This is a genomic window from Gemmatimonadota bacterium, assembly GCA_041390105.1.
Taxonomy (GTDB): Bacteria; Gemmatimonadota; Gemmatimonadetes; order Longimicrobiales; family Gaopeijiaceae; genus JAGQIF01.
Genome location: JAWKQO010000002.1, coordinates 596,704 through 622,665, shown reverse-complemented (window position 1 = coordinate 622,665; position 25,962 = coordinate 596,704). Strand labels below are relative to the sequence as shown.

Genomic DNA, 25,962 nt, shown 5'->3' with positions numbered 1-25,962 from the left:
GGCGGCGCGGGCGGGGCGCCTAGCCCCTCTTCCGCGACCGGCTAGTTCCCTCTCCCACCCTCCTCGGCCGCCGTCACCGCCTCGGGACGGGCGTCGAGGTCGTTCCAGTTCAGGATGGCATTGAACCCGAGGAAGTAGGTGCCCTGCGTCTGCCATCTCCAGAAGGGCCGGATCCCGAACATCACCACATGCCCGGCGCCGAGGGGGGCATCCACGATCTGGGCCCTACCCTGAAGTGCCTGGCCCCCACCCAAGGCGCCACTCAACAGCATGCGGTCCGCCTGCTGCGGGAATGACATCACCACCCGGGGGCTGCTCTCTTCGTCGTCGCCGCCCACGCCGAACTGACGGGCCAGGCGCCGGAAGTCGGCTGCTTCGTCGGCCTGGGGCCGCTCACGCCGGTCGGTGCCGGCGTTCTCGGCCGGCAGCTCGTACGGGGAGAGGCGCGGCTTGGTCGCCATCGGCGTGGTATTCTGCCAGGGTCCGCCGCCCCGACCGAAGCCGAAGCCGCCCGCGTTCCCTCCCACCGCCAACACCACATCACCCTTGAAGTACACCGGCAGCTGATCGCCTGTGTATCCGTACATGATGGGGCTGCTCTTGTCGGTGATCATCCCTCGATGGACCGAACCCGGTGCGATCAGCCCCTCCGCGTCCTCGGCGCGCACGCCGCTCAGGATCCCGTACTCCGGGAAGATGCTCGCCGTGGCCCCTTCGGTGATCAGCGTGCCACCGTCCTGAACGAAGCGCGCCAGCTCCACCAACCCTTCCCACCCCATGCCACCACGGATGTCGTCACTCTCGTCGATCCCGCCCAGGTTCGGAGTGGACTCCGTCCGCTTGTAGGGGAGCGGCATCTCACCCGTCTTGGCAATGCCGTTCACCTGGGACTGCGCGCTCCCGCCCACGTGCGGATAGATGATCACGTCGTAGCGCGACCGTAGGTTGCCGTCCTTGAGCTTCTGATCGGAGAAGTAGGTGTAGGGCACGCCATAGGTGTCGAGTGCCGCCCGGACCCATCCCTCGTCCTGCGTGCGCTGCCACGAGTGCACATAGCCGATGCGGGGCAGGTCCAGCTCGTGCATGGGTACGTCCGGAACGGCACGCGTGGCCCAGGCCGAGAGTCCCAACTCTTGAAGCGTCGGCTCCAACACCGTCCGATCGGCGGCGGGAATGATGAACGCACCCGCCCGGAAGCTGTGGCCGTCCAGGTCGAAGTCGCGTTCCGCCGCCTGCATGGACACACCGGCGTGACGATAGCGGAACGCCATGAGGTTGGCGTCTGTCGTGTGATCGACGACCAGCACGTCGCCTCTGCCGCTGACGCCGCCGGCGGCGAGCACGTCGGAGGTCACCTTGCTCATGGGCTGTTCCAGGACGCCGGCATCTTCGATGGTCTTCAGCTCGAGATTGCGCATCAACTGGAACGTCCATCCCGTGTCGTCGTAGGGCCGCGGGTTCTCCAGGCTGAAGGCCTGCAGCGAGAAGTACATGTCGGCCAGCGTGCGGAAGGGTTGATCCGCGCGCACGATGTAGTCCCCTTTGGCTACCGTCGTGCCCCCGACTTCGAAGTCCCGGTCGGCCCTGTGGAACTCGAGGCCCTGGAACCTCAGGTCGTTGACCGCCTGGGCAGCGTCCGCCCGGCGGCGCTGCTCCGCCGGAATCACCCAAGCGAAGACCGGCCCCTCCTTTCCTTTGTCCACCGACCGTTTGTTCTTGAGCCAGTAGTTCTCGAGGAACCAGGAACGATGGTCCGCCATGTACTTGAGCGAGAACAGGACGGCCGACTCCTGGATGTTCGTGTTGTTGCGGGGACCCCATTCGATCTCGGCCAGCGGGGGATTGGGGCGGAACCACTCCCGGCTGATCGCGCTGCCGTTCAGGCGCAGCGTCCGCGTGTCGGGCCCATAGCTGGCCACTTCGTAGAACCGCCCTGTCGCGTTGTGGGCGTGGGCGATGGTGAACATGTAGTTGGGAGTCCAACCGTCATAGAAGTTGTAGGTCCAGACGCCGGGTACCTCGCGCTTGGTCATCTCGATGACGTCGTTCTCGGCCAGCACCCACCACTCCCCGACCGTGATGGGATCGAAGGCCTCATTGTAGGGACCCGTCCCGGTGGAGGTGTAGAGGTAGTTCTGGGCCTCGTGCAGATCGTGCATCACCGTCGGAGCCCATTCCAATTGCACACCGAGCACGTTGCGCGTGAGTTGGAGCAGCATGCCCATGCCGTCACGGTTGTTGTCATGGGCCACATACTTGCCCCAGTACATCAACGGGAGCCGGACCTCGTCTTCTCCTCGCTCCTTGTTGAAGTAGTAGGTGTCGACCTGCTTCTCGCGCCCATCTACTTCGATGACCGGCGTGATGAACGTGATCACGTTGTCACGGATGGACTGGACGAACGGACTCTCGTCCACCACCAGCCGATAGGCGAGCTCCTGGAGCATTTCCGGTCCGCCCGTCTCCGGCGAGTGCATCCCCGAGGTCAGCCAGTAGAGGGGCTTGGCCATGCTCTCGACCAGCTGCTGCGCCCGTTCCTCCGACGTGACCCGGGGATCGGTGAGCTCCCGCAGGTAGCCCTTGTAGCGCTCGAGATCGCGGATGGTGGCCTCATCGGCGATGGCCATGAGCACCATCTCACGCCCCTCCTCGGTCTGACCGATCGACCAGACGGTGGCGCGGGGCGAGGCGTCGGCGATGGCCCGGAGGTAGCGATGGATGTCCGCGGCGTAGGTCAACTCGCCTGGGGTACCAATGATGCGGCCATGGAAAGCGAGCGGCGTCGGCACGGTCGCCGAGGCGGGCAGATAGTCCACCAGCTCGGTCGTGATGCGACTGTCTTTCAGGTGCTCGGCGATCAGCCGCGTATACTCCTCGTCGACGGCCTGCTGGGCTTGGCCCAAAGCCGGAAAGACAGCCAAGACGGCGAGCGCACGGAGAAGTGCGCGCGCCGGACGGATGCAGCGAGACATGGAACCCCCCTGGAGGTGTGCATGGACCGGAGCGGACCGGCCTTTCTTGGACTACTGGCCCGGGGAGGGGTCCGCAAGGTGGAGTTGGCGGCCGGGAAGCGCCCTGGTGCGCCGTCCAAGGTCAGCTCGCCGGTCCCCCCGTGGCCGACCGACGCTTCCGACCGGTCAGTCGGCCCCGAGGAGCCGTACCGCCAGCCCCAGATTCAGCGTGTGGGTGAGGGCCGGCACCTCCAGCGTGCTGGTCGGTTCCACCACCAGCTCACTGCGCGCGAGGACCACGCCGTAGTCGCAGAACAGTCGGAGTCTCCCCACCACGCCGATCCCAAGGCCCGCGGTGGCCCGGGCCGCAAAGCCGCCCCACTGGTATCTGCTCGTGGCAGCCCCCTGGATGAGCGCCTCCACATGAGGGATGACTACGCCGCCGCCCAGCCCGACATAGGGACTCACCCGTCGCCCGTTGCCGAACCGTCCCAGCCCCCCGAGCGTGACGATGTTGTAGCCGTGTGTCATCCGGAAGCGCTCGATCGTCTCACCGAGCGGCTGAACCAGATCGAGTGGTGCCCCCTCCCCACGCACCACCGTGCGCACCGGTTGGCTCGCAGTGGCGGTCAGCTTCGCGTGCGTGAAGTCGACCAGGGCGCCCCAGGCGCCTCCGGGCAACCAGAGCAGCAGGCGAGCGCCCCAGTAGAGGGGCTGCTGGAAGGGTTCCTCTCTCCACGCGACATCGCGAAGCTCGATGCGGCGCGGCCCGGAGGACAGCACCAGATCGGAAGGTTGGGTCCAGGAGCGACCCCCGTAGGCGTGAATCTCGACGCGCGGGCCCGCGCCCTGCGCGGACAGGGCGACGGGAGCCAGAAGCGTGAGCGCGACCCCCACCGCCGACGGGCCCACGCGGCACGCCCGCCCCGGATTGGCTGGCCTTTCCATTGTGCTGCTCCCTCCGCAGGCCCCGGTGCCACCCGCATGCGGTGCTGCCGTCCCGCGCCGGTGCGGTTCCCTACCCCTTGGGGTCCCCCGGGGTCGTGCACGGACCCACTCCGGTCCCTACCTTGCCCCCCGTCTTCTCGACCCACCCGTGAATCCGGACAATACGAGCATGCGACGCGCACGATTCCCGTTGTCAGCAGCGGCCCTGATCGGGGGCTTCACGCTCCTCGCCGCGCCCGCCCTGCAGGGCCAGCAGGCCCCCGGGGCCGTGACCCTCGACCAGACCGTTCTCGACTACTACCGCTGGCGCAACATCGGGCCCGACCGCGGCGGGCGCTCGATCGCCGTGACCGGTGTCCGGGGCCGGCCCGACGAGGCCTATTTCGGCGCGGTGGGCGGCGGCCTCTGGAAGACCACCGACGGGGGTGAGAATTGGGCCCCGGTGACCGACCACAAGATCACCTCGGCTTCCGTCGGTGCCGTGGCGGTCAGTGAAACCGATCCGGACTTCGTGGTGATCGGGACCGGTGAGACCTGCATCCGTGGCAACATCATGCCCGGAGACGGGATCTACCGGAGCCGCGACGCCGGGGAGACATGGGAACACGTCGCGTTCCAGAACGTGGACGCGATCTCCAAGATCCGCATCCACCCCACCAACCCTGACATTGTCTTCGCAGCCGTCTTCGGCAAGTACAGCGTCGACAGCGATGAGCGGGGTGTCTTCAAGAGCACCGACGGCGGCACCACCTGGCGCAAGGTGCTGTTCCGCAACGGGAAGACCGGCGCCATCGACATCAGCATCGACCGCAACAACCCGAACGTGATGTACGCATCCCTGTGGGAGGCCTACCGCAAGGAATACCAGATGTCGAGCGGTGGCCCTGGCAGCGGCCTGTTCAAGAGCACGGACGGCGGCGAGCACTGGACGGAGATCACCCGCAACTCCGGCCTGCCCCAGGAAGGACTGGTGGGGCGGATCGGCGTGTCTGTCTCGCGCGCCAACTCCAATCGTGTCTACGCCCTGGTGGAGAACGACAACGGCGGCCTGTTCGTCAGCGACGACGCGGGGGCCACCTGGACGCTGGCGAACGACGACCGCTCCATCCGCCAGCGGGCCTTCTACTACACGCACGTCTTCGCCGACCCCCACGACGAGGATGTGGTCTACCTCGAGAACACCTCCCTCTTCCGGTCCACGGATAGCGGAAAAACGCTGGAGACGATCAACAACGGCACGCACGGGGATTTCCACGACTTCTGGATCGACCCGGACAACGCGGACCATCTGGTGGTGGGGAACGACGGTGGCGGCGCGGTCTCCACCAACACCGGGGGCGCCTGGACTGCGGAGGACTACCCGACCGCACAGTTCTACCACGCCATCACCACCGAGCACATCCCTTATCACGTGTGCGGCTCACAGCAGGACAACAGCACCATGTGCACGCCGTCCGACTGGAATGCCGGACGGTACGGGTTCGCGGCCAATCGAGGCTTCGGCGGAGGCGGGGGTGGAGGTCGCGGCGGCGACATGACCGCCGGCTCCGTTGCGCTCTCCTATGTGGCCGGCGGAGGTGAGCCGGGCTACATCGCCCCCGATCCACTGGACCTGGACCAGTTCTACTCCGGCACCAACAACGGATCCTACGTCGACAAGTTCAATCGGCGCCTGGGCACCTCCCGGGAAGTGAACCCCTATCCCTGGTTCTACTCCGGCGAGCCCGCCATCGAGATCCGGGAGCGCTGGCAGTGGACCTTCCCGATCCTGTTCTCGAAGGTCGACCCCACGCGCCTTTACGTGTCGTCCCAACGGCTGTGGATGACGCAGGACGGCGGCACCACCTGGCAGCGGCTGAGCGACGATCTCACCCGCGCCGACCCCATGACGCTGCAGAAGTCGGGCGGTCCGATCACGGGCGACATGAACGGGCCCGAGGTCTACGCCACCATCTTCGCGGTCGGACCCAGCAAGCGGGACGTCAACGTGATCTGGACCGGCTCGGACGATGGCCTGGTGCACGTCACCCGGGATGGCGGCGCCACCTGGACCAACGTGACGCCGCCCGACCTGCCGGACTTCGGCCGGGTGAGTCAGATCGACGCATCCGCCTTCGAGACCGGGCGGGCCTACGTCTCGATGCGCCGGCCCCTGCTGAACGACCGCGCGCCCTACATCTGGAAGACGTCCGACTACGGGCAGACGTGGACGAAGATCGTGAATGGCATCCGGGCCGATGCCTACGTGCACGCCGTGCGCGAGGATCCCACTCGAGCGGGGCTGCTCTACGCGGCCACCCAACATGGCGTGTACGTCTCCTTCGATGATGGCGCCCACTGGCAGGAGCTGAATCCCAATCTGCCCGACGTTCCGGTGGCGGACCTCATCGTGGAGGACAACGAGCTGGTCATCGGCACCCACGGCCGCAGCTTCTGGATCCTCGACAACATCGCGCCCCTGCGGCAGATGACTGCCGACCTGACGAATGCGCCGGCCAAGCTGTTCACACCCGCCACAGGGATTCGCTCGGGCGCGCCGCTCATCCTGAGCTGGTGGCTCAAGGACAAACCCAGCTGGGCCACGCTGGAGATCCTGGACGCCTCCGGCGAGGTGGTGCGGACGTTCCAGGCGGACACGACCACGCCCGACTCGACCGCTGCGCCCGACCCCGCGGCGCGCTACCGCGGCGGGCCCGATCTGCCGCTGAAGGCCGGTATCAGCCACATCGCCTGGGATCTGCGCGCGGACGGCTTCGAAGTGTTCCCGGGCATGATCTACTGGGGTGTGCGCTCCAGTGGACCCGCACTTCCTCCGGGGCGCTATACGGCGCGCTTGACGGCGGACAATCACACGGTCACCGCACCGGTGACCATCGAGCGCAACCCCTGGATCACCGACGTCACGGACGCGGACCTGATCGCGCAGTACCAGTTCTCCAAGGAGGTACGGAACAAGGTGACGGAAGCCAACCGCTCCGTGATCGCCATCCGCAACGTGAAGGGTCAGCTCGAGGACCGCCTGGGCCGCTCGGACGACGGACGCCTGCATTCGGCAGCCGAGACACTGGAAGGCAACGCCTCCGAGGTGGAGGGCAACATCTACCAGGTCCGCAACCGCAGTGGCCAGGATCCGCTCAACTTCCCCATCAAGGTGAACAACCGACTGGCCAACCTCATGTCGATGGCGGAGCGCGGAGATGGTCGGCCGGGCAACATGATGCCGGAGATCCTGGGGATCCTCACCGATGAGCTGAAGGGCTATACGGACCGGCTGGAGCAGATCTGGGCCACCGATCTGGCCGCCGTGAACCGCGAGCTGCAACGACTGGGGTTGCCCGCCATCAACCCCAATTGCAAACCGGAAGGACCGTGCCCGGTGATGTAGCGCGGAAGGTGGCGACGTCGTGAGGTCACGGCGGCGGGCGGGGGACCGTGTGGCGCGGGTGGCGCTGACGTGTCTCGCGTCCGCCGCCTGCGTTGAAGAGGCAGCGCGCTCCCACGCGACGGTGACCGACAGCGCCGGTGTCACGATCGTGGACCTGGGCGTGTTGGACTATGCGGCGTTACCGACCTGGGTGCTGGAGGACGAGCCCAGACTGCGGATCGGTGTGGTGGAAGGGGATCCCGCGCGCCAGTGGAGTCGCTTGGACGGCGCGGGTCGGCTGTCCGATGGCACGGTGCTCGGTCTCGACAAGAGCTCCCGCGAGGTCCGGGCGTTCACGCAGAGCGGAGCGCACCTGTGGACCGCTGGCGGCAACGGGGAGGGACCCGGGGAGTTCCGCTTTCCGTGGGCACTCACGGTGCTGCCTGGTGATTCCATCCTGGTTTCCGATCCGGGGACGGGCCGGCTGACGGTGCTGGGGCCGCGAGGCGAGTTCGTGCGCACTGCGTCCGTGCTTGGAGTCGAGGGCCAACTGCTCACCTGGGGACTGCTCGCGTCGGATGAGGTGCTGTACGAAGTGCGCTCGTCGTCTCGGGAGGCGGATCCACTGATCCTCGAAGCCTACTCTCGCCTGGGCGCCGTCAATACCGAAGGAGAGTCGAACCGAGGATTCGGCACGTTTGTGTTGGATACGCAATACGCGGAGGGGAACGACCCCAACACGGCCTTCTCCCCTGCCCTCTTCGACGACCTGGCCCTCTTCGCACCGTGGGACGGCGCGGTCTGGTTCTCCGCCAACGAGGCCTACGAGATCGAACGCTACGGTCCCGGCCAGGCCCTCGAACGCATCGTGCGCTGGAGCGGGCCCGATCGCACCATTCGACCGGAAGACATCGAGCGGCTGAAGTCGGTGCATCTCGCCGGCGCCGCAGCGGACGCACAGGCCCGGCACTACGTCGAGGAGTTCTTCCGCTACCAACCGGTCTCCCCCGCCTTCGCACCCTTCTCCCGCATGCTCGTCGACCCCGGCGGTCGCATCTGGCTGCAGGACTACCTGCGGGAGGATCTCCCCGATGCCGACGCGCAGTGGCTCCTGCTGGCGCCGGACGGGACTGACGTGGTGGCACGAGCCCGACATCCTCGCCGATTCAAACCCCTCGCCCTGGGCGACGAGTGGATCCTGGGCGTCTCCACCGACGAGCTCGACGTCGAATACCTGGACCTCTACACGCTTCCCCCACACTGAGCGGCCCCGACGACGCGGCACCCGGGGCATGAGGCTCCGCAGCAACAGGTACAAGGTGACCGCATGGGGACCTGCTTTCCGCTCAGGCGGTCGTGTGGTAAGGGCGTCGGGAGCTTCGTGACGCAGCGCGCCCGGTGTCCATCGCCCACGTGAGGCACGCCCCCGACAGACTCCCTGTCCTGCGCGCTTCTTGCTGCCCCTCGGGCGACCCGTTCTTTCCCCGGTGCATTTGCGCCACACCGCTGGAGTCGATTTCGCATGACTGTTCGTTCTCGTCACCGCAGGATTCCCCTCAGGTCGAGTCTGCGCTGGACCCGCTGGGCAAGCGCGGCCATCCTGACGCTCGCGGCTTGTGCCACGGAGGACTCTCCGTCGGCCCCGGGGCACACCGGCCTCGACCTGACGACGTCGGCCGCGTCCGCCGCCCAGGGTCAGGCAGTGGCAACCACCATCCCGGGCCGCTGGATCGTGGTCCTGGACCCGTCCGTGCGGGACGTTCCAGGCCTCGCGCGCGGACTCACCGGGCCACATGGTTCGGCTCCCACATTCGTATATGAAACCGCACTGAAGGGCTTCGCCGCCCCCCTGTCCGATGCGGCCGTCGACGCATTGCGTCGGAACCCCAACGTCGTCTCCATCGAGCCCGATCAAGTTGCCTTCAGCATCGCCACACAGCTGAACCCAACCTGGGGGCTGGACCGCGTGGACCAAATCAACCTCCCGCTCGACGGAAGCTATACGTACGAGAATGACGGGTCCGGTGTGCACGCCTATGTGATCGATACCGGTATTCGGACCACGCACAGCGAGTTCGGTGGGCGCGCCACCTTCGACGCCAACTTCATCCTCGACGGTCGTGAGATGACCAACAACGGCGACTGCGGTGGACACGGCACGCACGTGGCCGGAACCATCGGGGGATCCACCTACGGGGTCGCCAAGGGCGTGCGCCTGCACGCGGTGCGCGTCCTGGACTGCAACGGTAGCGGCTCCTACAGCGCGGTGATCGGCGGTGTCGACTGGGTCGCCGCCAATCGCACCGACCCCGCTGTGGCCAACATGAGTCTGGGCGGTGGCGTCTCTTCCGCGCTGAACACCGCCGTGGCCAACGCGGTCGCCTCGGGCGTGGTCTTCGCGGTCGCAGCCGGAAATGAGAACACCGATGCCTGCACCAAATCACCTGCCTCGGCAGGCGCGGCGTTGACGGTGGGCGCCAGCACGTCCGCCGACCAGCGCTCGAGCTTCTCCAACTACGGTACCTGTGTGGATCTGTTCGCGCCGGGCTCGGCGATCACGTCGTCCACCAACAGCTCGGATGTCTCCACCGGCACCTGGAACGGCACGTCGATGGCGACACCGCACGTGGCGGGCGCCGCCGCGTTGGTGCGCGCTTCCGACCCGAGCTTGAGTGCCTCGCAGGTCTCCTCGCTGATCCTTACGAATGCGACGAGCGGCGTGCTCTCGGGAATCGGGAGCGGATCGCCCAACCTCCTGCTCTACACGCTGCTGGGAGGCTCGCCGCCGCCCCCACCGCCTCCGGCAGACAAGGTGGTACACGTCGCCAGCATCGACGTCAGCGCCAGCTACAGCCGCAAGAACGCCAGCGGCACCGCCACGGTGGTGATCGAGGACGCGGACGGGAACGCAGCCAGCGGTGCCACGGTCACCGGGGACTGGAAGGTGAACGGTACCAGCGCGAAGGCCGGCACCTCGGGTGTGACGGACGGAAGCGGCACGGCGTCTGTCGGCTCCGGCGGCTTGCGCAACGTGCGTGAATCGGACGCGCTCGTGTTCTGCGTGACGTCCGTCGCGGGCGCGGGAATGGTGTATGATGCGAGCGCGAACGCAGAGTCCTGCGACGGCCCCTCGGCATCGCCGCCCCCGCCGCCTCCACCGCCCGCCGCGTTCGAGCTGAGCGCGTCGCTGCAGGGCCGCACGGGCGTCCGCCTCAACTGGTCCGGCAGCTCGGCCAGCCTGTTCGACGTCTTCCGGGACGGAGCGGCCCTGATGAATGGCGTGAGCGGGAGCAGCTACCGGGACACGCCCAGTCCTGGAAGCCACGCGTATCAGGTCTGCGAGGCCGGGAGCAGCGTCTGCACGAATACGGTGACGATCACGCGCTGATCGCAGCTCACCAGGAAGACGGTCCACGAGGGGGTGGCGGAGGAGACTCCGCCACCCCCTTCGCGTTCATGCGCTCGTGACGCATTCTGGTGTGCGCTGGGCGCCCCTGGCGGCCGCCAGCCCTGGCGCGCACTCTGCCCGAGCCGCCCTCCCTTGTCCCGAGCTCGCCATGCGCACTCTCGCCACAACGCCTATGATCGCAGCAGCCGCGCTCACCGTGGCGTGCTCCGGCACCGAGCTGCCCCCCGACCCGACGGCCGCCATCGAGCAGACCCGGCCGGGCACGCTTCCCGGTGCCCGCTTGGTGACCGCGTTCGACGGATTGGGCGTGGGGTTCGACGGACCGCAGGGCCCGTACGCGGGTCGCAATCCCTCGGACAACAGCCTCGCGGTTGGCCCGGAACACGTCGTGCAAACGGTCAATTCGCGGATGGCCGTCTTCGATCGCAGCGGCACCGTGCTCTATGGAGCGGTGCCCACCAACACGGTGTTCCGCGGACAGGGCGGCCTCTGCGAACAGATCCTTTCGGGCGACGCGGTGGTGCGCTACGACCAGCTGGCCGAGCGTTGGCTGCTCGTCCTACCCCTCTTCCGGCGGGGTCCCTCCCGGCCGGACCAGCCGCCGCTCTGGACTGCCCGTGAGGAAGCCTACGTCAGCCCGCCAGGCGTGGTCGGCCAACCGGGGCCGGCGGTGCCGCTGTATGTGCCCCCTCCGCCGCCTCCCGCTGCCGAGCAGCAGCGAACGCAGGAGCGTCCGCCTCCGGAAGAGGGTCCCTACGCGATGTGCTATGCCGTGAGCGCCACGTCCGACCCGCTCGGGGCCTGGTACCGCTACGAGTTCCTGCGCCCCCTCTTTCCCGACTATCCGCGGCCGGCGGTGTGGCCCGACGGGTGGTACGTTCCCACAAGCACGGGCGATGACGTGATCGAAAAGCACGCGTGCGTGGCGGACCGGACGCGCATGCTGCGCGGAGAGCCGGCCAGCGAGCAGTGCCTGGTGATCGCCGACGTGGCATTCCTGAACAATGCCGATCTGGATGGCAGTGCGCTTCCTCCCCCGGGCGCGCCCAACCCGGTGCTGGCCACCGGAGGCATGCAGCTCCAAGGCGATTTCGACGACGACGGCCTGTACGCGTGGAGCTTTCATGTAGACTGGGACGACCCGGCCAACACGCGGTTGCGGGGCCCCACCAAGGTGAACGTCGCGCCCTATCACTTCCTGTGTGACGGGCAGCTCACCACCTGCGTGCGCCAGCCCGGCACGGACCGCCACCTCGACTCCCAGGGCGACAAGTTGATGGCGCGGGTGGTCTACCGGAACCTGGGAGACCGGGAGAGCATCGTGGCCGTGCATTCCGTGGCGACCAGCGCGGGCTCGGGTGGGGTACGCTGGTACGAGCTGGACGTCCGGGCCGACCGAACACTCTCGCTGCGTCAACAAGGGACGTTCGCACCGGACACGTCCTACCGGTGGATGGCAAGCCCTGCCCTCGATCGCTTCGGCAATATCGGCATCGGCTATTCGTTCGGCGGAACACCGCACTTCCCCGGGCAGCGCTTCGCGGGTCGCGCTCCGGGCGACCCAGCGGGCCAGCTCACATTCGCCGAGACGGTCCTGGTCGACGGAGAAGGATCGCAGACCGCCACGCTTCGCTGGGAGGACTACACGCAGACCGCGGTCGACCCGCTCGACGACTGCACGATCTGGTACGTGGGCGACTACTACCAGCGGGAGGCCGAAACGTATTCGACCCGCATCGGTGCGTTCCGCATGCCGGGGTGCGGCGAGCGCTGAGTCACTCCTCCACCAGGGTCCGCGCGGGATCGACTCCGCTGGCACGCGCCGCCGGAACCCAGGCGGCCAGTGCCCCCAATCCCAGAAGCAAGAGGCTGGCGCCGCTGAAGACCACGGGATCGTGGGCCTGCACGCCGAAGAGCATCACGGCCAGCCAGCGCCCGCCGATCCAGGCCAGCAGTGCCCCGAGCAGCACGCCGCCACCCGTCAGCGAAAACGCCGACCTCAGGACACCGCGGCGCACCTGCGCTCTATCTGCACCGAGGGCCATGCGGATCCCGATCTCCTTCCGCCGGCGTGCCACCGAGCCCGCCAGAACGCCGAAGGTACCCACCGCGGAGAGCGTGAGCGCCAGGATGGCGAAGGCGCCCATGAGCCCCAGCGCGAATCGGTCTTCGGCGCGGGCCCCGGCCAGCCGCTCGGCAAAGGGTGCGGCGCGAAAGAGCACCAGGTCGGGGTCGACCGCCTTCAGTTCCGCCGTGATGCGTTCCGTCAGATCCGCAAGGTCGCCATCAGCGCGAACGGTCTGGATGAGGGCCCAGTTGCGTTCGTCGGCGAACTGGTCGTGCAACACGAAGATCTGAGGAGCCACTGCACCGCGGGGCTCGTGGGCGACGTCGCCCACAACGCCGACGACCCGGCGAATCTCGTCCGCCGCGAACAGCATCCGCCCGATGGGATCTTCTCCGGGGAAGGTATGTTCGGCCAGTGCCCGGTTGATCCACATCACAGGGGGGCCGCCCGGATCGATCTCCGCCAGACCGGACCCGCTCAGGAGTCGGACACCCATGGCCTCGAAGTAGTCGCCCGTGACGACACGGATGTCCGCAGAGGACCACACCTCGTCGTTCTGGAGATCGGCGGGATCGGTCGCATAGCCCCAGACGTGGTACCGGCCGCTCACCGGGAGCCAGGAGGTCGCGCCCACGCTCCGCACCCCGGTCAAGGCGCGCACGCGATCCTCGAACGCACGATGGAAGCGGATGCGGTCCTCGCCGGCCGGATAGCGCGATCGAGGCAGGTGGACCTCGAAGGTCTCGACGCCCGTCGCATCGATCCCCAGATCCACCGCTCGCAGCGCAGCGAAGCTCTTGACCAACAACCCGGCCCCGACCACCAACGCCAGCGCCACGGCCATCTGGACCACGACCAGGCCATCGCGCAGCGAGCGATGGCGCCGGCTCTCCGTCCCACTTCGACCTCCCGCTCGCAACGCCTTCGCCGGCGCAACTGTTGAGAAATGCCACGCCGGAGCCAGCCCGAACAGCAGAAGCGCGAGCGTGGAGACAAACAGCGACAGGACGAGCACGCGGCCGCTGAGCGTGGGTTGCGTGAGTGTCGGGAGCGCGTCCGGCGCGAGCGCGAGGATCGCCTCGAGTCCCGCCCATCCGACGGCGACGCCGAGCAGTCCACCCGCTCCGGCCAGGAGCGCGCTCTCCAACATCAGATGCCAAAGCAGGCGACGGCGGCCCGCACCCAACGCGCCTCGCACGGCGAGGTCACGAACGCGACCTAGCGAACGGGCGAAGACGAGGTTCCCGGCATTGACGCAGGTGCTGATCAACAAGAGGGTGACGGCGGCGGCGAGGATCCAGAGCATGGTGCGGCGCGTGCCGCCGACCAGATCCTCCCGCAGCGGGACGACGAGGGGACGAACGTTGCCGAGCTCGGGCTCTTCCAGTGCCCAGGCGTCGAAGCGCGCCAGTACGCGCTGGTGGGCGTCCTCCACGGAAACACCAGGTGCGAGACGGGCCACGGACGACAGGAAGTAGTTGCCCCAGCTGTTGCCACCGCCCGGTGTCAGGTTCTGTGGCACCCACAGATCCGGCGAGCTTCCGAAGGGATTCGTGAACCCCTTGGGCATGACCCCGATGACCTCGATCGTCATTCCATCGACCTGGAGCGTACTCCCAACAGCATTCGCATCGGAGCCGAAGCGTCGTGCCCACAGGTCCCACGAGAGCACGGCCACCGGCGCTGCCGGTCCGGGCCCAACGTCGTCCGCGGAGCGGACACTTTCTTCCGGGACAAACACCCGGCCCAGGGCGGGCTGGACGCCCAGCACGCGGAAGAAGCCAGCGTCCGCGTACGAGAGCACCACGCGCTCGGCGACGTCGCCGTCCGTGAGGTCCCCACCGGTCTCCCGGTAGGTGTAGACGACGCCCACCGATTCGAAGACGTCGTCCCAGCTGGCGTAGCGTTCGGCCACCGGAGCCCGCAGGTACTGTGGCGCATTGGACCACTCGCCGACCTCGTAGATGCGCGCCAGGCGCCCGGCGTCCGGATAGGGAAGGGGCCGCAGCAACACGGCATCGAGCGCCGTGAAGACGGCGGTGGTCGCGCCGATACCCAGGGCCAGCGTGCCCAGTACGAGCGCGCTGAACCCCCGCGCCCTCCTCAGACCGCGGGCGGCTCGCCCCAGCTCGCCGGTCCAGTCCAGCCCAGACCGCCTCCCCGCTCGGCCCTCGGGCGTGCGGCGCCTGCGCGCGGCGGCAATGCGACGTCCCGCCTCTTCTGCGTCTCCGAAGACGCGGATCAGCTCGGCCACACTGCGACCCGAAGCCAGTCCGTCTTCGAAGTGCTCCCGCAGGTCGCTCTCGACCTCGCGCCGGCCGGCCCCCTCCAGATCGGCATGGGAGAGCACCTGCTCGATCAGGCGATCGACCTCCGGCGGCAACCCATCCCCCGCCCTCACGCGAGCGCCTCTCCGGCCGGGCGCGGCGCATCGGGATCGACGCCCAGTCGATGCATCGCCGTCACCAGGGTCCGCCATTGGCTGCGTTGGCTGGCCAGCCACTCACGCCCGGCCTGCGTGATCCGGTAGTACTTCCGCACCTTCCCCGATGGCGCGGAGCGACGAACCGGGCTCACCAGCCCCCGGCTCTCGAGGCTGTAGAGCAGCGGGTAGACCGTCGACTGCCCCAACTCCAACAGCCCTCCGGAGCGGGCTTCCAAGGCCTCCACCAAGGCGTATCCATACAGATCGCCCTCCGCCAGGAGGGTCAGCACCGCCAGCGGCGCGGCCCCCCTCACCCACTCCCGATCCAGGTCCAAGGCAGGTGCCTCCATCTGCAGGTACTATGTATGACATAGTATGCACACCAAGTCATCAGTGCAACGTTGGATCGACCCGATGCGCCGAAGGTTGGAAGCCGCCTGTCTCCCTTCCCTGATTCTGACTTTGTCAGTATCGTGATATTGACTTTGTCAGAACCGCGTCACGCACCGAACGAGAGAGGCACCCCCATGGGCCGCGAAGGACTCGGCGAGCTGGAGCACCAAGCCATGCTGGCGCTGCTCCATCTCGAACAGGACACCTACACCGCCCCCATCGTCGAGGAGCTGGAACGCCGTACCGGCCGGCACACCACAGTGGCCGCCGTATACGTGGTGCTGCGACGTCTCGAGGAGAAGGGGTTGGTGCGTTCGGAGATGCGCGGGCCCGGCGAAGAAGGCGGGCGCGACCGCCGCTTCTTCCAGGTGACGCCCGAGGGCATGGAGCGCCTGCGGCAGGCGCAGGAGGCCTATCAGGCGCTCTGGAGCGGCCTGCAGCTCGCCCCCGAGGAGGGCCGTTGAGGCCTCCCCGGCGCTGGCGCGCGTTCCTCGCGCGGGTGCTCCCGCAGGACGACCGGGACGTCCTCCTCGATGAGCTCGATCGCCTCTACACCCGCCGCGCCCAGAGCGAAGGTGCTCGCGCCGCGGCCCGCTGGTACCGAGCAGAAGTGATGGCGTTCGTCACACGCGCACCGGCCGAGCGCCTGCGCGATGCCCGCAAGAAGACGGAGGTGGAGGTGGGAGACCTGGTGCGGTTGGTGCGGCGAACGATTCGGAGCTTGTGGCGTGCCCCCGGATTCGCTCTGGTGGCCATCGCGACCTTGGGGCTGGGCATCGGCGCCAGCGCGGTGATCGTGGGAATCGCCGACCGGGCGCTGCTGCGGCCGCTTCCGTACCCGGATGCGGATCGGCTGGTGGCCGTGCTGGCCGGTTGGGGCACGAACCTCGGGTCGGTCGAGATCCTGCAGCGCGAGATGACCACGCTCGCGGACGTGGGCGCTGCGCAAAACGCCACCGGCATGACCTGGGAGGCGGAGGGTGTCCCCGCACGCCGCATCACCGCGGCAGCGGTCTCTCCCGAGTATCTGGAGGCGCTGCGCGTCACTCCCCAAATAGGGCGGACGTTCACTGCCGCAGAGTCGCGCCCGGGCGCCGAGCGCGTGGTGTTGATGGGCGACGAGTTCTGGCGCACGCACTTCGGCGCTGATCCCGGCGCACTCGATCGCGCGCTCACACTCGACGGCCAGGCGTATCGCATCGTCGGTGTGTTGCCTCGCGGCTTCGACATGCCATCGTCACGCAACGACGTCTGGCGTCCGGCGGTGTTGGATGCGTCCAACCCTGGACTGCTCTGGGGAACGGGCAACTACACCGCGGTGGGCCGCTTGGCGCCAGGCGCGACGGCGGAGGCAGTGCGGCAGGAGCTGCTCCGTGTTCAGGACGAGGTGCGCACGGCCAACCCGCTCTGGACACCAAATCCGGGGTTCTGGGACGAGGCACGCGTGACACCGCTGGTGGAGGCGCGAGCACAGGCGGTACGCGCCCCCTTGCTCATCCTCCTCATCGCAGTAGGCGTCGTCCTGTTGGTCGTGTGCGCCAACGTCGCCAATCTCTTCCTCTCGCGAGCTCTGGCCCGGGGACGCGACTACGCGGTGCGCGCGGCGCTCGGCGCCGGAGCCGGCCGCCTCGCGCGCGAACAACTCCTGGAATCCCTGGTGTTGGCGGGAATGGGCCTGATCGTCGGACTCTCCATCGCGGCGCTGGGCCTCGAGCTCCTGCGGCCCCACCTGCCGTCCGACCTTCCTGGCGCTAGCTCCGCCACGCTGGACCTACGGATCATCATGATCACGGCGCTCCTGGCGCTCGGCGCTGGGTTGAGCGCGGGTCTGTTGCCGGCGCTGCGCACGGCCCGCCGGGCACTGGCGCTCGAACTCAAGGAGTCCGGGCGCTCAGGTACCGCGTCGAGATCTCGGCGCCGAACCACGCGCGGCCTGGTGATGGCCCAACTGGCCGCTGCCGTCGTGCTGGTGACTTCCGCGGGTCTTCTGGCGCGTACCCTCCTGGCGCTGGGCAACGTCGATCCCGGGTTCCAGGTGGAAGACCGGGTCATCGCGCTCGTGCACGTGCCACCCGGGCTCACGGACGAACGGGAGGCGCGGGCTGCATGGTTCGAGGAACTGGAGGCGCACCTGGAGGCCGACCCATCCAGTCGTGGCGTGACCCTGGCCAGCACGATTCCGTTCGGCATGGAAGACGAGTACATCGCGATGTCGATCGACGGCGTCACGACCGACCCCAACGACCTCCCCGTCATGCCGCACCACCGGGTATCGCCCTCCTATTTCGACGTGACGGGCATCCCACTCCTGCGGGGACGGGGGTTCAGCGCGTCGGATCGCTTCGGTGCGCCGATGGTAGCCGTCGTCGACCAGACTTTCGTGGACCGCTTCCTCCCCGGCCTCGATCCGATCGGACGCGTGGTCCGCTATCCGTGGCGCGGCGCTCCACCGATCGAGATCGTCGGCGTGGTGGGCCCCACGTTCCAGGGTGACCTGGCTGCCGTCGCCGAACCCACCGTGTGGGTGCCGCTCGCCCAGATGGGCATGGGGGCCCTTGGCCACGCGGTGGTGGTCCTGCACGCGTCCGGCGACCTCGACGCTGCGTTGGACGCCGTCACGGCACGCACGCGGGATGCGGATCCCCGCATCGCACTGAGCGACCTCGCGCACTACTCGGACCTCCTGGCCACCTCCCTGGCCAGCACCCGACTGCTTGCATTCCTCCTGCTGATCTTCGCGACGTCCACGCTGGCTCTCGGCGCGGTCGGTGTGTACGGGGTCGCAGCGTTCTCCGTGCGGGAGCGAATCAAGGAGATCGGGGTGCGCATGGCGATGGGGGCCCCGGTGCAGGGAATTCGACGCTCGGTGCTGGGGGACGGCCTGCGGCTGGCGCTTCCCGGTGGGCTGCTGGGGTTGGTGCTGGCCGTCCCCGCGGCGCGGGCGCTGAAGGGCATCCTCTACGGCGTGGCGCCCCTGGATCCCGTGACGTTCGTGGTCGTCCCCGTGCTTCTGGCCCTCACGGCGCTGTTGGCCGTCTACGTGCCGGCGCGACGCGCCACCCAGGTCGACCCCGCGACCGTGCTGCGCGACGACTGACGCGGCGTCGGGGCGACGTTGCCCCGACCCAGGCCGCCGTTAGGTTTCCGCGCGCTCAGAAGGGCAGGCACTCCCGTCGCGGACGTCCGGTGGCAGCGAGCGCGCCCGGCGCCCCAGCCTGTCCCGGTGAACGCGTCCAGTGCAGGATCTCACGCAGGGCTCCGTTCTACGCCATCTCGTCGCGATGGCCGTCCCCATCGCGATCGGGATGGTGTTTCAGACGCTGTACTATCTCGTCGACCTCTACTTCGTGGGCCGGCTGGGGGAAGCCGCCATCGCCGGGCTGGGTGCGGCCGGCACCGTCCAGTTCTTGATCATGTCGATCACCCAGATCCTGGGGGTCGGCACCATGGCGCTGATCGCGCAGGCCAGCGGACGGAAGGACCGGGACGACGCCAACCTGGTGTTCAACCAGAGCCTGACCCTGGCAGCGGTCTGCTCGGTCTCGACCCTGTTGGCCGGCTACCTCCTGATCGGCCGTTACATGGGCACGCTGGGCGCGGACGCGGCCACCGTTCTGGCCGGGACGCGTTACATGCAGTGGTTCCTGCCCGGTCTCGGCTTGCAGTTCGCGCTCATCTCCATGGGTTCCGCTCTGCGGGGCACGGGCATCGTCAAGCCCACCATGGTCGTGCAGATCAGCACCGTGCTCCTGAATGCGGTGTTGTCTCCCATCATGATCGCCGGTTGGGGCACCGGTCGTCCCCTGGGTGTGGTGGGAGCCGGTCTCTCCACCACCATCTCGATCGCAGTGGGCGTGGTGTTGATGTGGCTCTATTTCGCTCGACTGGAGCGATTCGTGGCGTTCGATCCCGACCTGGTCCGCCCCCGGTTGGAGGTATGGAAGCGGATCTTGCGGGTGGGCGTGCCCCCGGGCGGCGAGTTCGCGCTGATGTTCGTCTACATGGGCGTCATCTATTGGGTCATCCGCGGATTCGGCGCGGAGGCGCAGGCAGGTTTTGGTGTCGGATCACGGGTGATGCAGGCGATCTTTCTGCCCGCGATGGCCGTTGCCTTCGCCACGGCTCCCGTGGCGGGTCAGAACGTGGGCGCCGGACATCCCGAACGGGTGCGCGCGACGTTCACGTCCGCGGTACTCGTGGGCAGTGCCATGATGTTTCTCTTGACACTCGGCTGCCAGATCCGGCCCGGCGTGCTGGTGCGAGGCTTCACCACCGATCCGCAGGTGATCGCCGTGGGTGCGGAGTATCTGCGCATCATCTCGTGGAACTTCGTGGCCACGGGGATCATCTTCACCTGCTCCGGGATGTTCCAGGCGCTGGGCAACACGGTGCCGTCCTTGATGGCGAGCGCGACTCGGCTGCTCACCTTCGCCCTGCCCGCCATGTGGATGTCCCGCCTCGCCGGTTTCCAGCTCCGACACCTCTGGATGCTGTCGGTGGCCACGGTGACGATCCAGGCCGGCCTCAGCTGGATGATGTTGGAGTACTACCTGCGACGCCGTTTTGCGGGGGCGTCACCCGAGCGCAGCGCGACCGATGCGCAGGATCTCGTCCAGCAACAGGTCGATGTCGGCTCGCGTGGTGCGGAAGTTGACGATGCACGCCCGTAGTGCGAACACGCCGTCCAGCCGGGTGGGAGAGAGATAGCAGCGCCCCTCCCGAACCAGCGTCTCCGCGATGTGCCGGTTGACGTCGTCGGAGGACTTCTCGGACGGCGGCAGGAAGCGGAAGCAGGAGATGCTGAGTTCCGAGCCCAGGGGCTGCAGCTCCGGTTCAGCATCGATCCGCTCGTCCAGATACTCCCTGAGGGCGATGTCGTGCGCCACCGCGTCGCGCAGCCGATGCCACCCGCGTGCTTTCAGGATGGTCCACACCTTGAGGCCGCGGAAGCGGCGCGACATCTCCACGCCCTGGTCGAAGAACGCGAAGCGCTCGATCTCCTCGGTCTGCGAGACCTCGGTGTATTCGCTGAATTCCGCGAACGCACGGGTCAGCGCCTGCGGGTCCCGAACCAGGATGCAGCCGGCGTCGACTGGGGCGAACAGCCACTTGTGCGGATCCAGGGACAGGGAGTCGGCGCGCGCGAACGCCTCCCGCAACCAGGCGTAGCCATCGGTCATGGCTGCCGGAGCACCGTACGCTCCATCGATGTGCAGCCAGACGCCCTGCGGCGCGCAGACCGACGCGATCTCCAGCAGGGGATCGATGGCGCCGGTGTTGGCCGTGCCCGAAGACGCGCACACGACCGTCGGCAGCAGGCCCTGAGCCCGGTCCTCCTCCAGGGCCTGCTTCAGCGCCTCGGGGCGCATCCGGCGGCGCGCGTCCATCGCCAGCATCCGCACGTTGGCCGCGGGGATGCCCATGAGCCGCAGGGCCTTCTTCATGGAGACGTGACCCTCCGGCGATAGATACGCCGTCAGCCGTTCCCGGGCGACGCCCGGGTGCTCCAGCTCGCTGCGGGCCACCGCACAAGCCAATCCGTGCAGGTTGGCCATGGACCCGCCACTGACCAGCAGCCCGCTCCCACCTCCCGCGAACCCGACCAGCTCGTCCAGCCAGCGCACGGCGAGGCGCTCGACCTCGGCGGCCGCGGGGGTCGACCGCCAGGCGGTGACGGGCTGGTTGAGGGCGGACGCCATGGCATCGGCCAGCATCCCGTAGGGATCGGCGCTGGTGCAGACATACGCGAAGAAGCGGGGATGACCGTTCCGGCGGCACCACGGCAGCACCCGCTCCGACCAGAGGCGGAGGACCTCGTCCATGCGCGTTCCTGCTGCCGGAAGCGGCTCATCGAGGAGCGCCCGACTCTCCGGCCCGCTGATCGAGCGGAACACCGGCTCGGTGCGCTCGGCCTGCGTGGCGCCCAGCATGAGATCGATCACGGCCTGGCCGAGGGAGCGAAACTCCTGATCCGTCAGGTCGAAAGACGTGTGGGTGTCGGTCATCGCGGTCCGGGACTCAGAAGGGGTAACCCCTCAACGGGGTGCGGGGCCCAATTGGCCCGGCCTGGGGTTGGAATACAAGTGCAACCGCCCGCGCGTCCGTCTCAGCCCCTCCCCCGCCCACGCACGCGGCGACGGGCACCCCTCCACCCCGCCTGAGCGATGCCGACCGGAGCGGATGTCCAACTTTACCAACGATCGTCGCCGAGTCCGTTGAGAGCGTCAGGGAATCCCTGTGGGAACGGGCACGGTGATGACACGTATCGGAATCGTCGGAGGTGGACCCAGCGGCCTCTTCACGGCCGAACTTCTCGAGCGGGAGCGGCTCTCCGGAGTCGAGGTCACCTTGCTGGAAGCGTCCGATCGCCTCGGGGGAAAGCTGGACACCCGCCAGTTCCGCTCCGCTCCGGTCCCCTACGAGGCCGGCGCGGCGGAATGCTACGACTACCGCGCAGTGGGGCAGGATCGCCTGCACGATCTCGTCGATGATCTGGGGCTCGCGACCCGTCCCATGCAGGGATACGTGGTGATGATGGACGGCGTGCCCATCCGTTCGCTGGACGATCTGCGACAGCATTGCGGACCGGGCACGGCCGACGCCGTACGACGCTTCCGCGACCGCCTCCAGAGCCTCCTGCCGCTCGAGCATTGGCACCCCGACGACCTGGCGTTCGACCGTTCGCACCCGTGGGGCTTACGCTCCTGCGCAGACCTCCTGGGCGAGGTGGAGGACGCGACCGCGCGGCGCTACCTGACCGTCTCAGCCCACTCCGACCTGGCCACCGAGCCGCACCGAACGTCGGCCCTGAACGGACTCAAGAACTTCGTGATGGACGTGCCGGGCTACATCGGGTGCTACGCCATCGAAGGTGGCATGTCACGCATGGCGGAGCGCTTGGCAGATCGACTGCGCCGGACGCGCGTGCATCTGCGCACGCGGGCATCGGAGATCGAGACGCGGGAGGGGGGCGGCTACCGAGTGCACGCCGTGCGAAATGGAACCCCGACCCGGTTCGACTTCGACGTATTGGTGTTGGCCCTTCCCATCCTGCAGCTCAGCGCGCTGGAGTGGCGGGGCCCGGAACTGCATCGGGCCATGACCCGACACCTGGCCCACTACGACCATCCCGGGCACTACCTTCGCGTATCCTTGCTCTTCCGGACGCCCTTCTGGCAGTCCCTATTGGAGGGTGCCTGGTTCATCCTGGATGCGTTCGGCGGCGCCTGCGCCTACGCCGAGAATACGCGCTACGAGTCCGCCGGATACGGAACCCTGGCGGTGTTGCTCGCAGGATCAGCAGCGCTGCGGTTGGGGAACGAGGATTCCGAGGCGCTGGTCACCCACGTGCTGGACGCCCTTCCCCATGTGCTGCGCAGTCACGCTCGGGAACAACTGCTGGAGAGCCGCGTCCACCGCTGGGCGGGCGCGGTGAGCGGGTTGCCGGGCGGGCACGCGCCGCACTCGCTCGACCGGGCCCAGCGCCCGGGTGGAGCACAGCTTCCTGGGCTCTACGTGGTGGGGGACTACCTCTCCGACTCGACACTCAACGGTGCGTGCGACTCCGCGCACACCACGGTACGGCTGCTGCGTGAGCAGCTGCCCCACCCCACCTGCACCCAAGCGGCCTCACCGCCTGCGAGCGGGCCGCGACTCCTCGGCGGTCGGTCCCTCGGGCACCGTCCAGAAGCCCTCACTACCGGCAGCGGCGGAGGCGACCTCACCGTGGTACAGCGCCGCATTGAAGAGCACGCGGAACGTGCCCGCGGGTTGCCCTCGCCACTGCGGCCGAAAGCCGACCAGAACGACGTGTCCGTCTCCATGGCGTACGTCGACCAGTGCGGCTTGGCCCTGCAGGCGCTCCGCGCCCAGGAGGTAGCCCGACCGGAGCGGTGAGCCGGCCGGGGCGTACGCAGCCAGCACGGCCCCGTCGAACCCGTCGAGCGTCGTGAAGACGGGGCTACGATCGAAGAAGACATCCGAACGCTCCGGCATTCCGGCCATGAGCGCGTGGGCCGTGTCGGTCCGGACCTCCAGGATCGATCCAGCGGAGAAGAAGGTCTGACGGTCCAGGCCCCGGACCACGTTCTCCACCGGGAGGTGGAGCTCGTCGATGCAGAGGTCGGCAGACGAGCTCAAGCAGACGAGCGTGCCGCCGCCACGCACGAATGCATCCAGATTGCGAACCCCGACCTCACCCATCCCCCCGGCGTAGCGCGCCGGAACCGAACCGCGCGCATGCCCGTCCAGCAGGGAGGCCACACGCTCGGAGGGCAGGATGATCACGTCGTGCCGGGCATTGAGATCTCCCGCGCGGAGCTCGATGGGCCGGACGTTCGTGAACGCGAAGCCGTATTGCTCGAACAGCCACCGCGTCCAGCCTTCGTCCATGCTGGCGACCCAGGGCCGGTAGAGTCCGATCCGTGGGCGAGCGACCGCGGCGCCGGCCGCCGCGCCGCGTGCGGCCTGCAGTGCGTAGTCACGCACCAGTCGATCGACCACACCACTGCCCAGGCCCGTGACGGCATAGCCGAAGCGACTGAGGTGCACACTCGCGCCCGCCTCCCAGGCCGCGTTGAGCGCGCGATAGCTGTTGTTCTGAGCCGGATCGAGCAACAGAGCCGGCCCTGAGCCCGAAAGGCGACCGGCTGGCGGAACGATGGCAGCCGCCACGGGATTGGTGTCGAACCCAACGCCGGGCACGCGATCGAAGGGGGCTGCGTCCTCCACGTCCGCGTCCCAGGCGAGCGGCTCGCTGCTCGCCGCAGTCATGCTGGCCCGGAAGTCGTCGGAGAGGGGTTGGGAGGCGGTGATCACCCGTACCCCCATCTGATAGGGCAGCGTCCATCCGGCCGCGTCATAGGGCTGCTCGGGCGGGCCATCGGGATACTCACGCAGGTCGGGGTACGCTTGCACCGACAAGACCTGCCTCGCCAGCTCGCCGAACTCCTGATCGGTGGCCACGACCCAGGTGCCCGCTGGGTAGCGGATGCCTTCTTGTTCGGCCGCCGCGCTCAGTTGATGCACGCGCAAGCCGTTGAACGCGAGCCGGCGCAAGAGCTCCACAGCCGCCACGGGGTCATGCTGCTGCTGAGGAACGATGTAGCCGTAGGGTGCAGTGGACCGGTACTTCCTGATCTGATCCCGGCCCGATTGATAGCGATTGTAGAGCACGTCCTCGCGATACTTGGCCGCATAGTCCAGCACGGCCAGGGAGGCGACCCGCATGTACTCGACGGCGTCGCCCAGTCGCCACCAGCCCCCTTCCCAGGGACTGGGGTAGAGCGATTCCGCGCGCAGGTCCCGCCGACCCTGCGGAAACTCCTGCAGCGTGTAGAAGTGCGGCGTGGCGTAGCGGTAGAGCGCCGTCTCCGTCCAGAAGGCCGCCTGGTTCTGTAGAAGCGGCATGTAGTCGACGTAGCCGGGATACCAGGCATCGAAGCCCGTTCCCATGTGGACGGCACCGGGCAAGCCTCGCGCCTCCAACATCTGGGCGATGGTCATGCCCAGCGTGTTCACGGTTCGCGACATCAGCGGAGGCGCTTGAGTCGCGATGGGTTCGGCGAAGGGCGGAAGCCAGATGCGCGTGGGAACGGGCGCACTCTGGTGGTGCACGTGGATGATCTGGGGATCCCAGTCCTGCCACACGCGCGCCAGCACGCGGGACTCCACCATGTTCACCATGTAGGAGTCGCGGTTGTTGTCATGGCCCACGTATTTCTGGTAGAGCCAGGGCATGGCGGACACTTCGTAGGGCGTGCCCACGTTGCCCATGTACCAGTCCGCGATCAGGGTCTGGCCGTCCGGATTGAGCGAGGGCCAGAGCACCGCGATGACCTGATCCCGGATGGCGACCGTTCGGGCATCCTCCCCCGACACCAGATCGTAGGCCAACTGGATCATCTGCTGCGCGCCAGCCACCTCGCTGGCGTGCAGCCCGCCGCTGATGTCGACGATGGCCTTCCCCTCCAAGGCCAACGCCCGAGCACTGTCATCCGTCAACGTCTCGGGGTGGGCCAGGCGGTCGGCGATCGCTCGGAAACGATCGACCTGGGCGAGGTTCTCCGGGCTCGAGACCAAGGCGATCCACCAGTCGCGCCCGAAGGACGTGCGCCCGACCCGTAGCATGGTGATCCGGTCGGAAGCAGCGTCCAACCGCTGGAAGTAGTCCACCGACTGCTCGTAGGTGGCCAGCTTGAAGTCGGCGCCCGGCCGGAAGCCCAGGACGGACTCGGGCGTCGGCAGCTGCCCTTCCAGGGCCAGCGGGATGGAGCAGAGCAGGAGGAGAAGGCGGACGGCACGCACGATGGGGTTCCAGCGGGAGGAATCGACGGGTTCGCCCCGAACATGGCGGTTCTGCGCGGGTCGGCGCCACTCGGTGAGAGGGGAAGGAGGGGCGCCCGT

13 protein-coding genes and 1 pseudogene are annotated in these 25,962 nt (G+C 68.1%); 8 read left to right on the top strand and 6 right to left on the bottom strand.

The genetic code is table 11. The features are described from left to right. Positions 1–41: 41 nt before the first annotated feature. Both R3E10_11935 and R3E10_11930 read right to left on the bottom strand, forming a co-directional pair. Positions 42–2,972 (bottom strand): M14 family zinc carboxypeptidase, encoded by a 2,931-nt coding sequence (locus tag R3E10_11935; GenBank protein ID MEZ4416446.1) that lies wholly within the window; start codon positions 2,970–2,972, stop codon positions 42–44. Positions 2,973–3,137: 165 nt separating this feature from the next. Beyond that, positions 3,138–3,899, bottom strand: a complete 762-nt coding sequence (locus R3E10_11930) for a hypothetical protein (GenBank protein ID MEZ4416445.1) — start codon at positions 3,897–3,899, stop codon at positions 3,138–3,140. A gap of 169 nt (positions 3,900–4,068) precedes the next feature. Here R3E10_11930 and R3E10_11925 point away from each other — a divergent pair, with 169 nt between their 5' ends. From R3E10_11925 to R3E10_11910, 4 genes are all read left to right on the top strand, one after another. Further along, a complete protein-coding gene (locus tag R3E10_11925) occupies positions 4,069–7,284 on the top strand; it encodes a glycosyl hydrolase (protein MEZ4416444.1) in 3,216 nt (1,071 codons plus the stop codon). Between the two features lie 19 nt (positions 7,285–7,303). Further along, positions 7,304–8,527: a hypothetical protein gene (locus tag R3E10_11920; protein MEZ4416443.1), complete on the top strand. Its 1,224-nt coding sequence runs from the start codon at positions 7,304–7,306 to the stop codon at positions 8,525–8,527. Positions 8,528–8,785: 258 nt separating this feature from the next. Then, on the top strand, positions 8,786–10,651 hold the full coding sequence (locus R3E10_11915) for a S8 family serine peptidase (GenBank protein MEZ4416442.1): 1,866 nt from the start codon (positions 8,786–8,788) through the stop codon (positions 10,649–10,651). 169 nt (positions 10,652–10,820) lie between these two features. Continuing rightward, positions 10,821–12,446: a hypothetical protein gene (locus R3E10_11910; GenBank protein MEZ4416441.1), complete on the top strand. Its 1,626-nt coding sequence runs from the start codon at positions 10,821–10,823 to the stop codon at positions 12,444–12,446. Between the two features lies 1 nt (position 12,447). Here the strand turns inward: R3E10_11910 and R3E10_11905 are convergent, their stop codons facing one another. Together R3E10_11905 and R3E10_11900 are read right to left on the bottom strand one after the other, a co-directional pair. Further along, on the bottom strand, positions 12,448–15,141 hold the full coding sequence (locus R3E10_11905) for an ADOP family duplicated permease (GenBank protein MEZ4416440.1): 2,694 nt from the start codon (positions 15,139–15,141) through the stop codon (positions 12,448–12,450). Next, positions 15,138–15,515 carry a PadR family transcriptional regulator gene (locus R3E10_11900; protein MEZ4416439.1) on the bottom strand — a complete coding sequence of 126 codons (378 nt, stop codon included), beginning with the start codon at positions 15,513–15,515 and terminating at the stop codon, positions 15,138–15,140. Before R3E10_11900 ends, R3E10_11905 begins: the two co-directional genes overlap by 4 nt. Positions 15,516–15,692: 177 nt before the next feature. Between R3E10_11900 and R3E10_11895 the strand changes: the two genes are divergently transcribed. The 3 genes from R3E10_11895 (at position 15,693) to R3E10_11885 (ending at position 20,228) form a co-directional block, all read left to right on the top strand. Beyond that, complete coding sequence (locus tag R3E10_11895) at positions 15,693–16,022, top strand: PadR family transcriptional regulator (GenBank protein ID MEZ4416438.1); 330 nt, start codon at positions 15,693–15,695, stop codon at positions 16,020–16,022. After that, entirely contained in the window at positions 16,019–18,655 is a 2,637-nt protein-coding gene (locus R3E10_11890; protein MEZ4416437.1) for an ABC transporter permease, read from the top strand. Before R3E10_11895 ends, R3E10_11890 begins: the two co-directional genes overlap by 4 nt. A gap of 139 nt (positions 18,656–18,794) precedes the next feature. After that, entirely contained in the window at positions 18,795–20,228 is a 1,434-nt protein-coding gene (locus tag R3E10_11885) for an MATE family efflux transporter (protein ID MEZ4416436.1), read from the top strand. Here the strand turns inward: R3E10_11885 and R3E10_11880 are convergent. Then, the gene (locus R3E10_11880; GenBank protein MEZ4416435.1) at positions 20,133–21,563 is read right to left on the bottom strand and encodes a pyridoxal-dependent decarboxylase; all 1,431 of its coding nucleotides are present in this window, start codon (positions 21,561–21,563) and stop codon (positions 20,133–20,135) included. The two genes, R3E10_11885 and R3E10_11880, sit on opposite strands and share 96 nt — an antisense overlap. A gap of 250 nt (positions 21,564–21,813) precedes the next feature. Here R3E10_11880 and R3E10_11875 point away from each other — a divergent pair. After that, positions 21,814–23,130: pseudogene (locus R3E10_11875) on the top strand (FAD-dependent oxidoreductase). Positions 23,131–23,187: 57 nt separating this feature from the next. On the opposite strand, the gene R3E10_11870 reads toward R3E10_11875, so the two are convergent. Further along, positions 23,188–25,863 carry a M14 family metallopeptidase gene (locus tag R3E10_11870; GenBank protein MEZ4416434.1) on the bottom strand — a complete coding sequence of 892 codons (2,676 nt, stop codon included), beginning with the start codon at positions 25,861–25,863 and terminating at the stop codon, positions 23,188–23,190. Between the last annotated feature and the right edge of the window lie 99 nt (positions 25,864–25,962).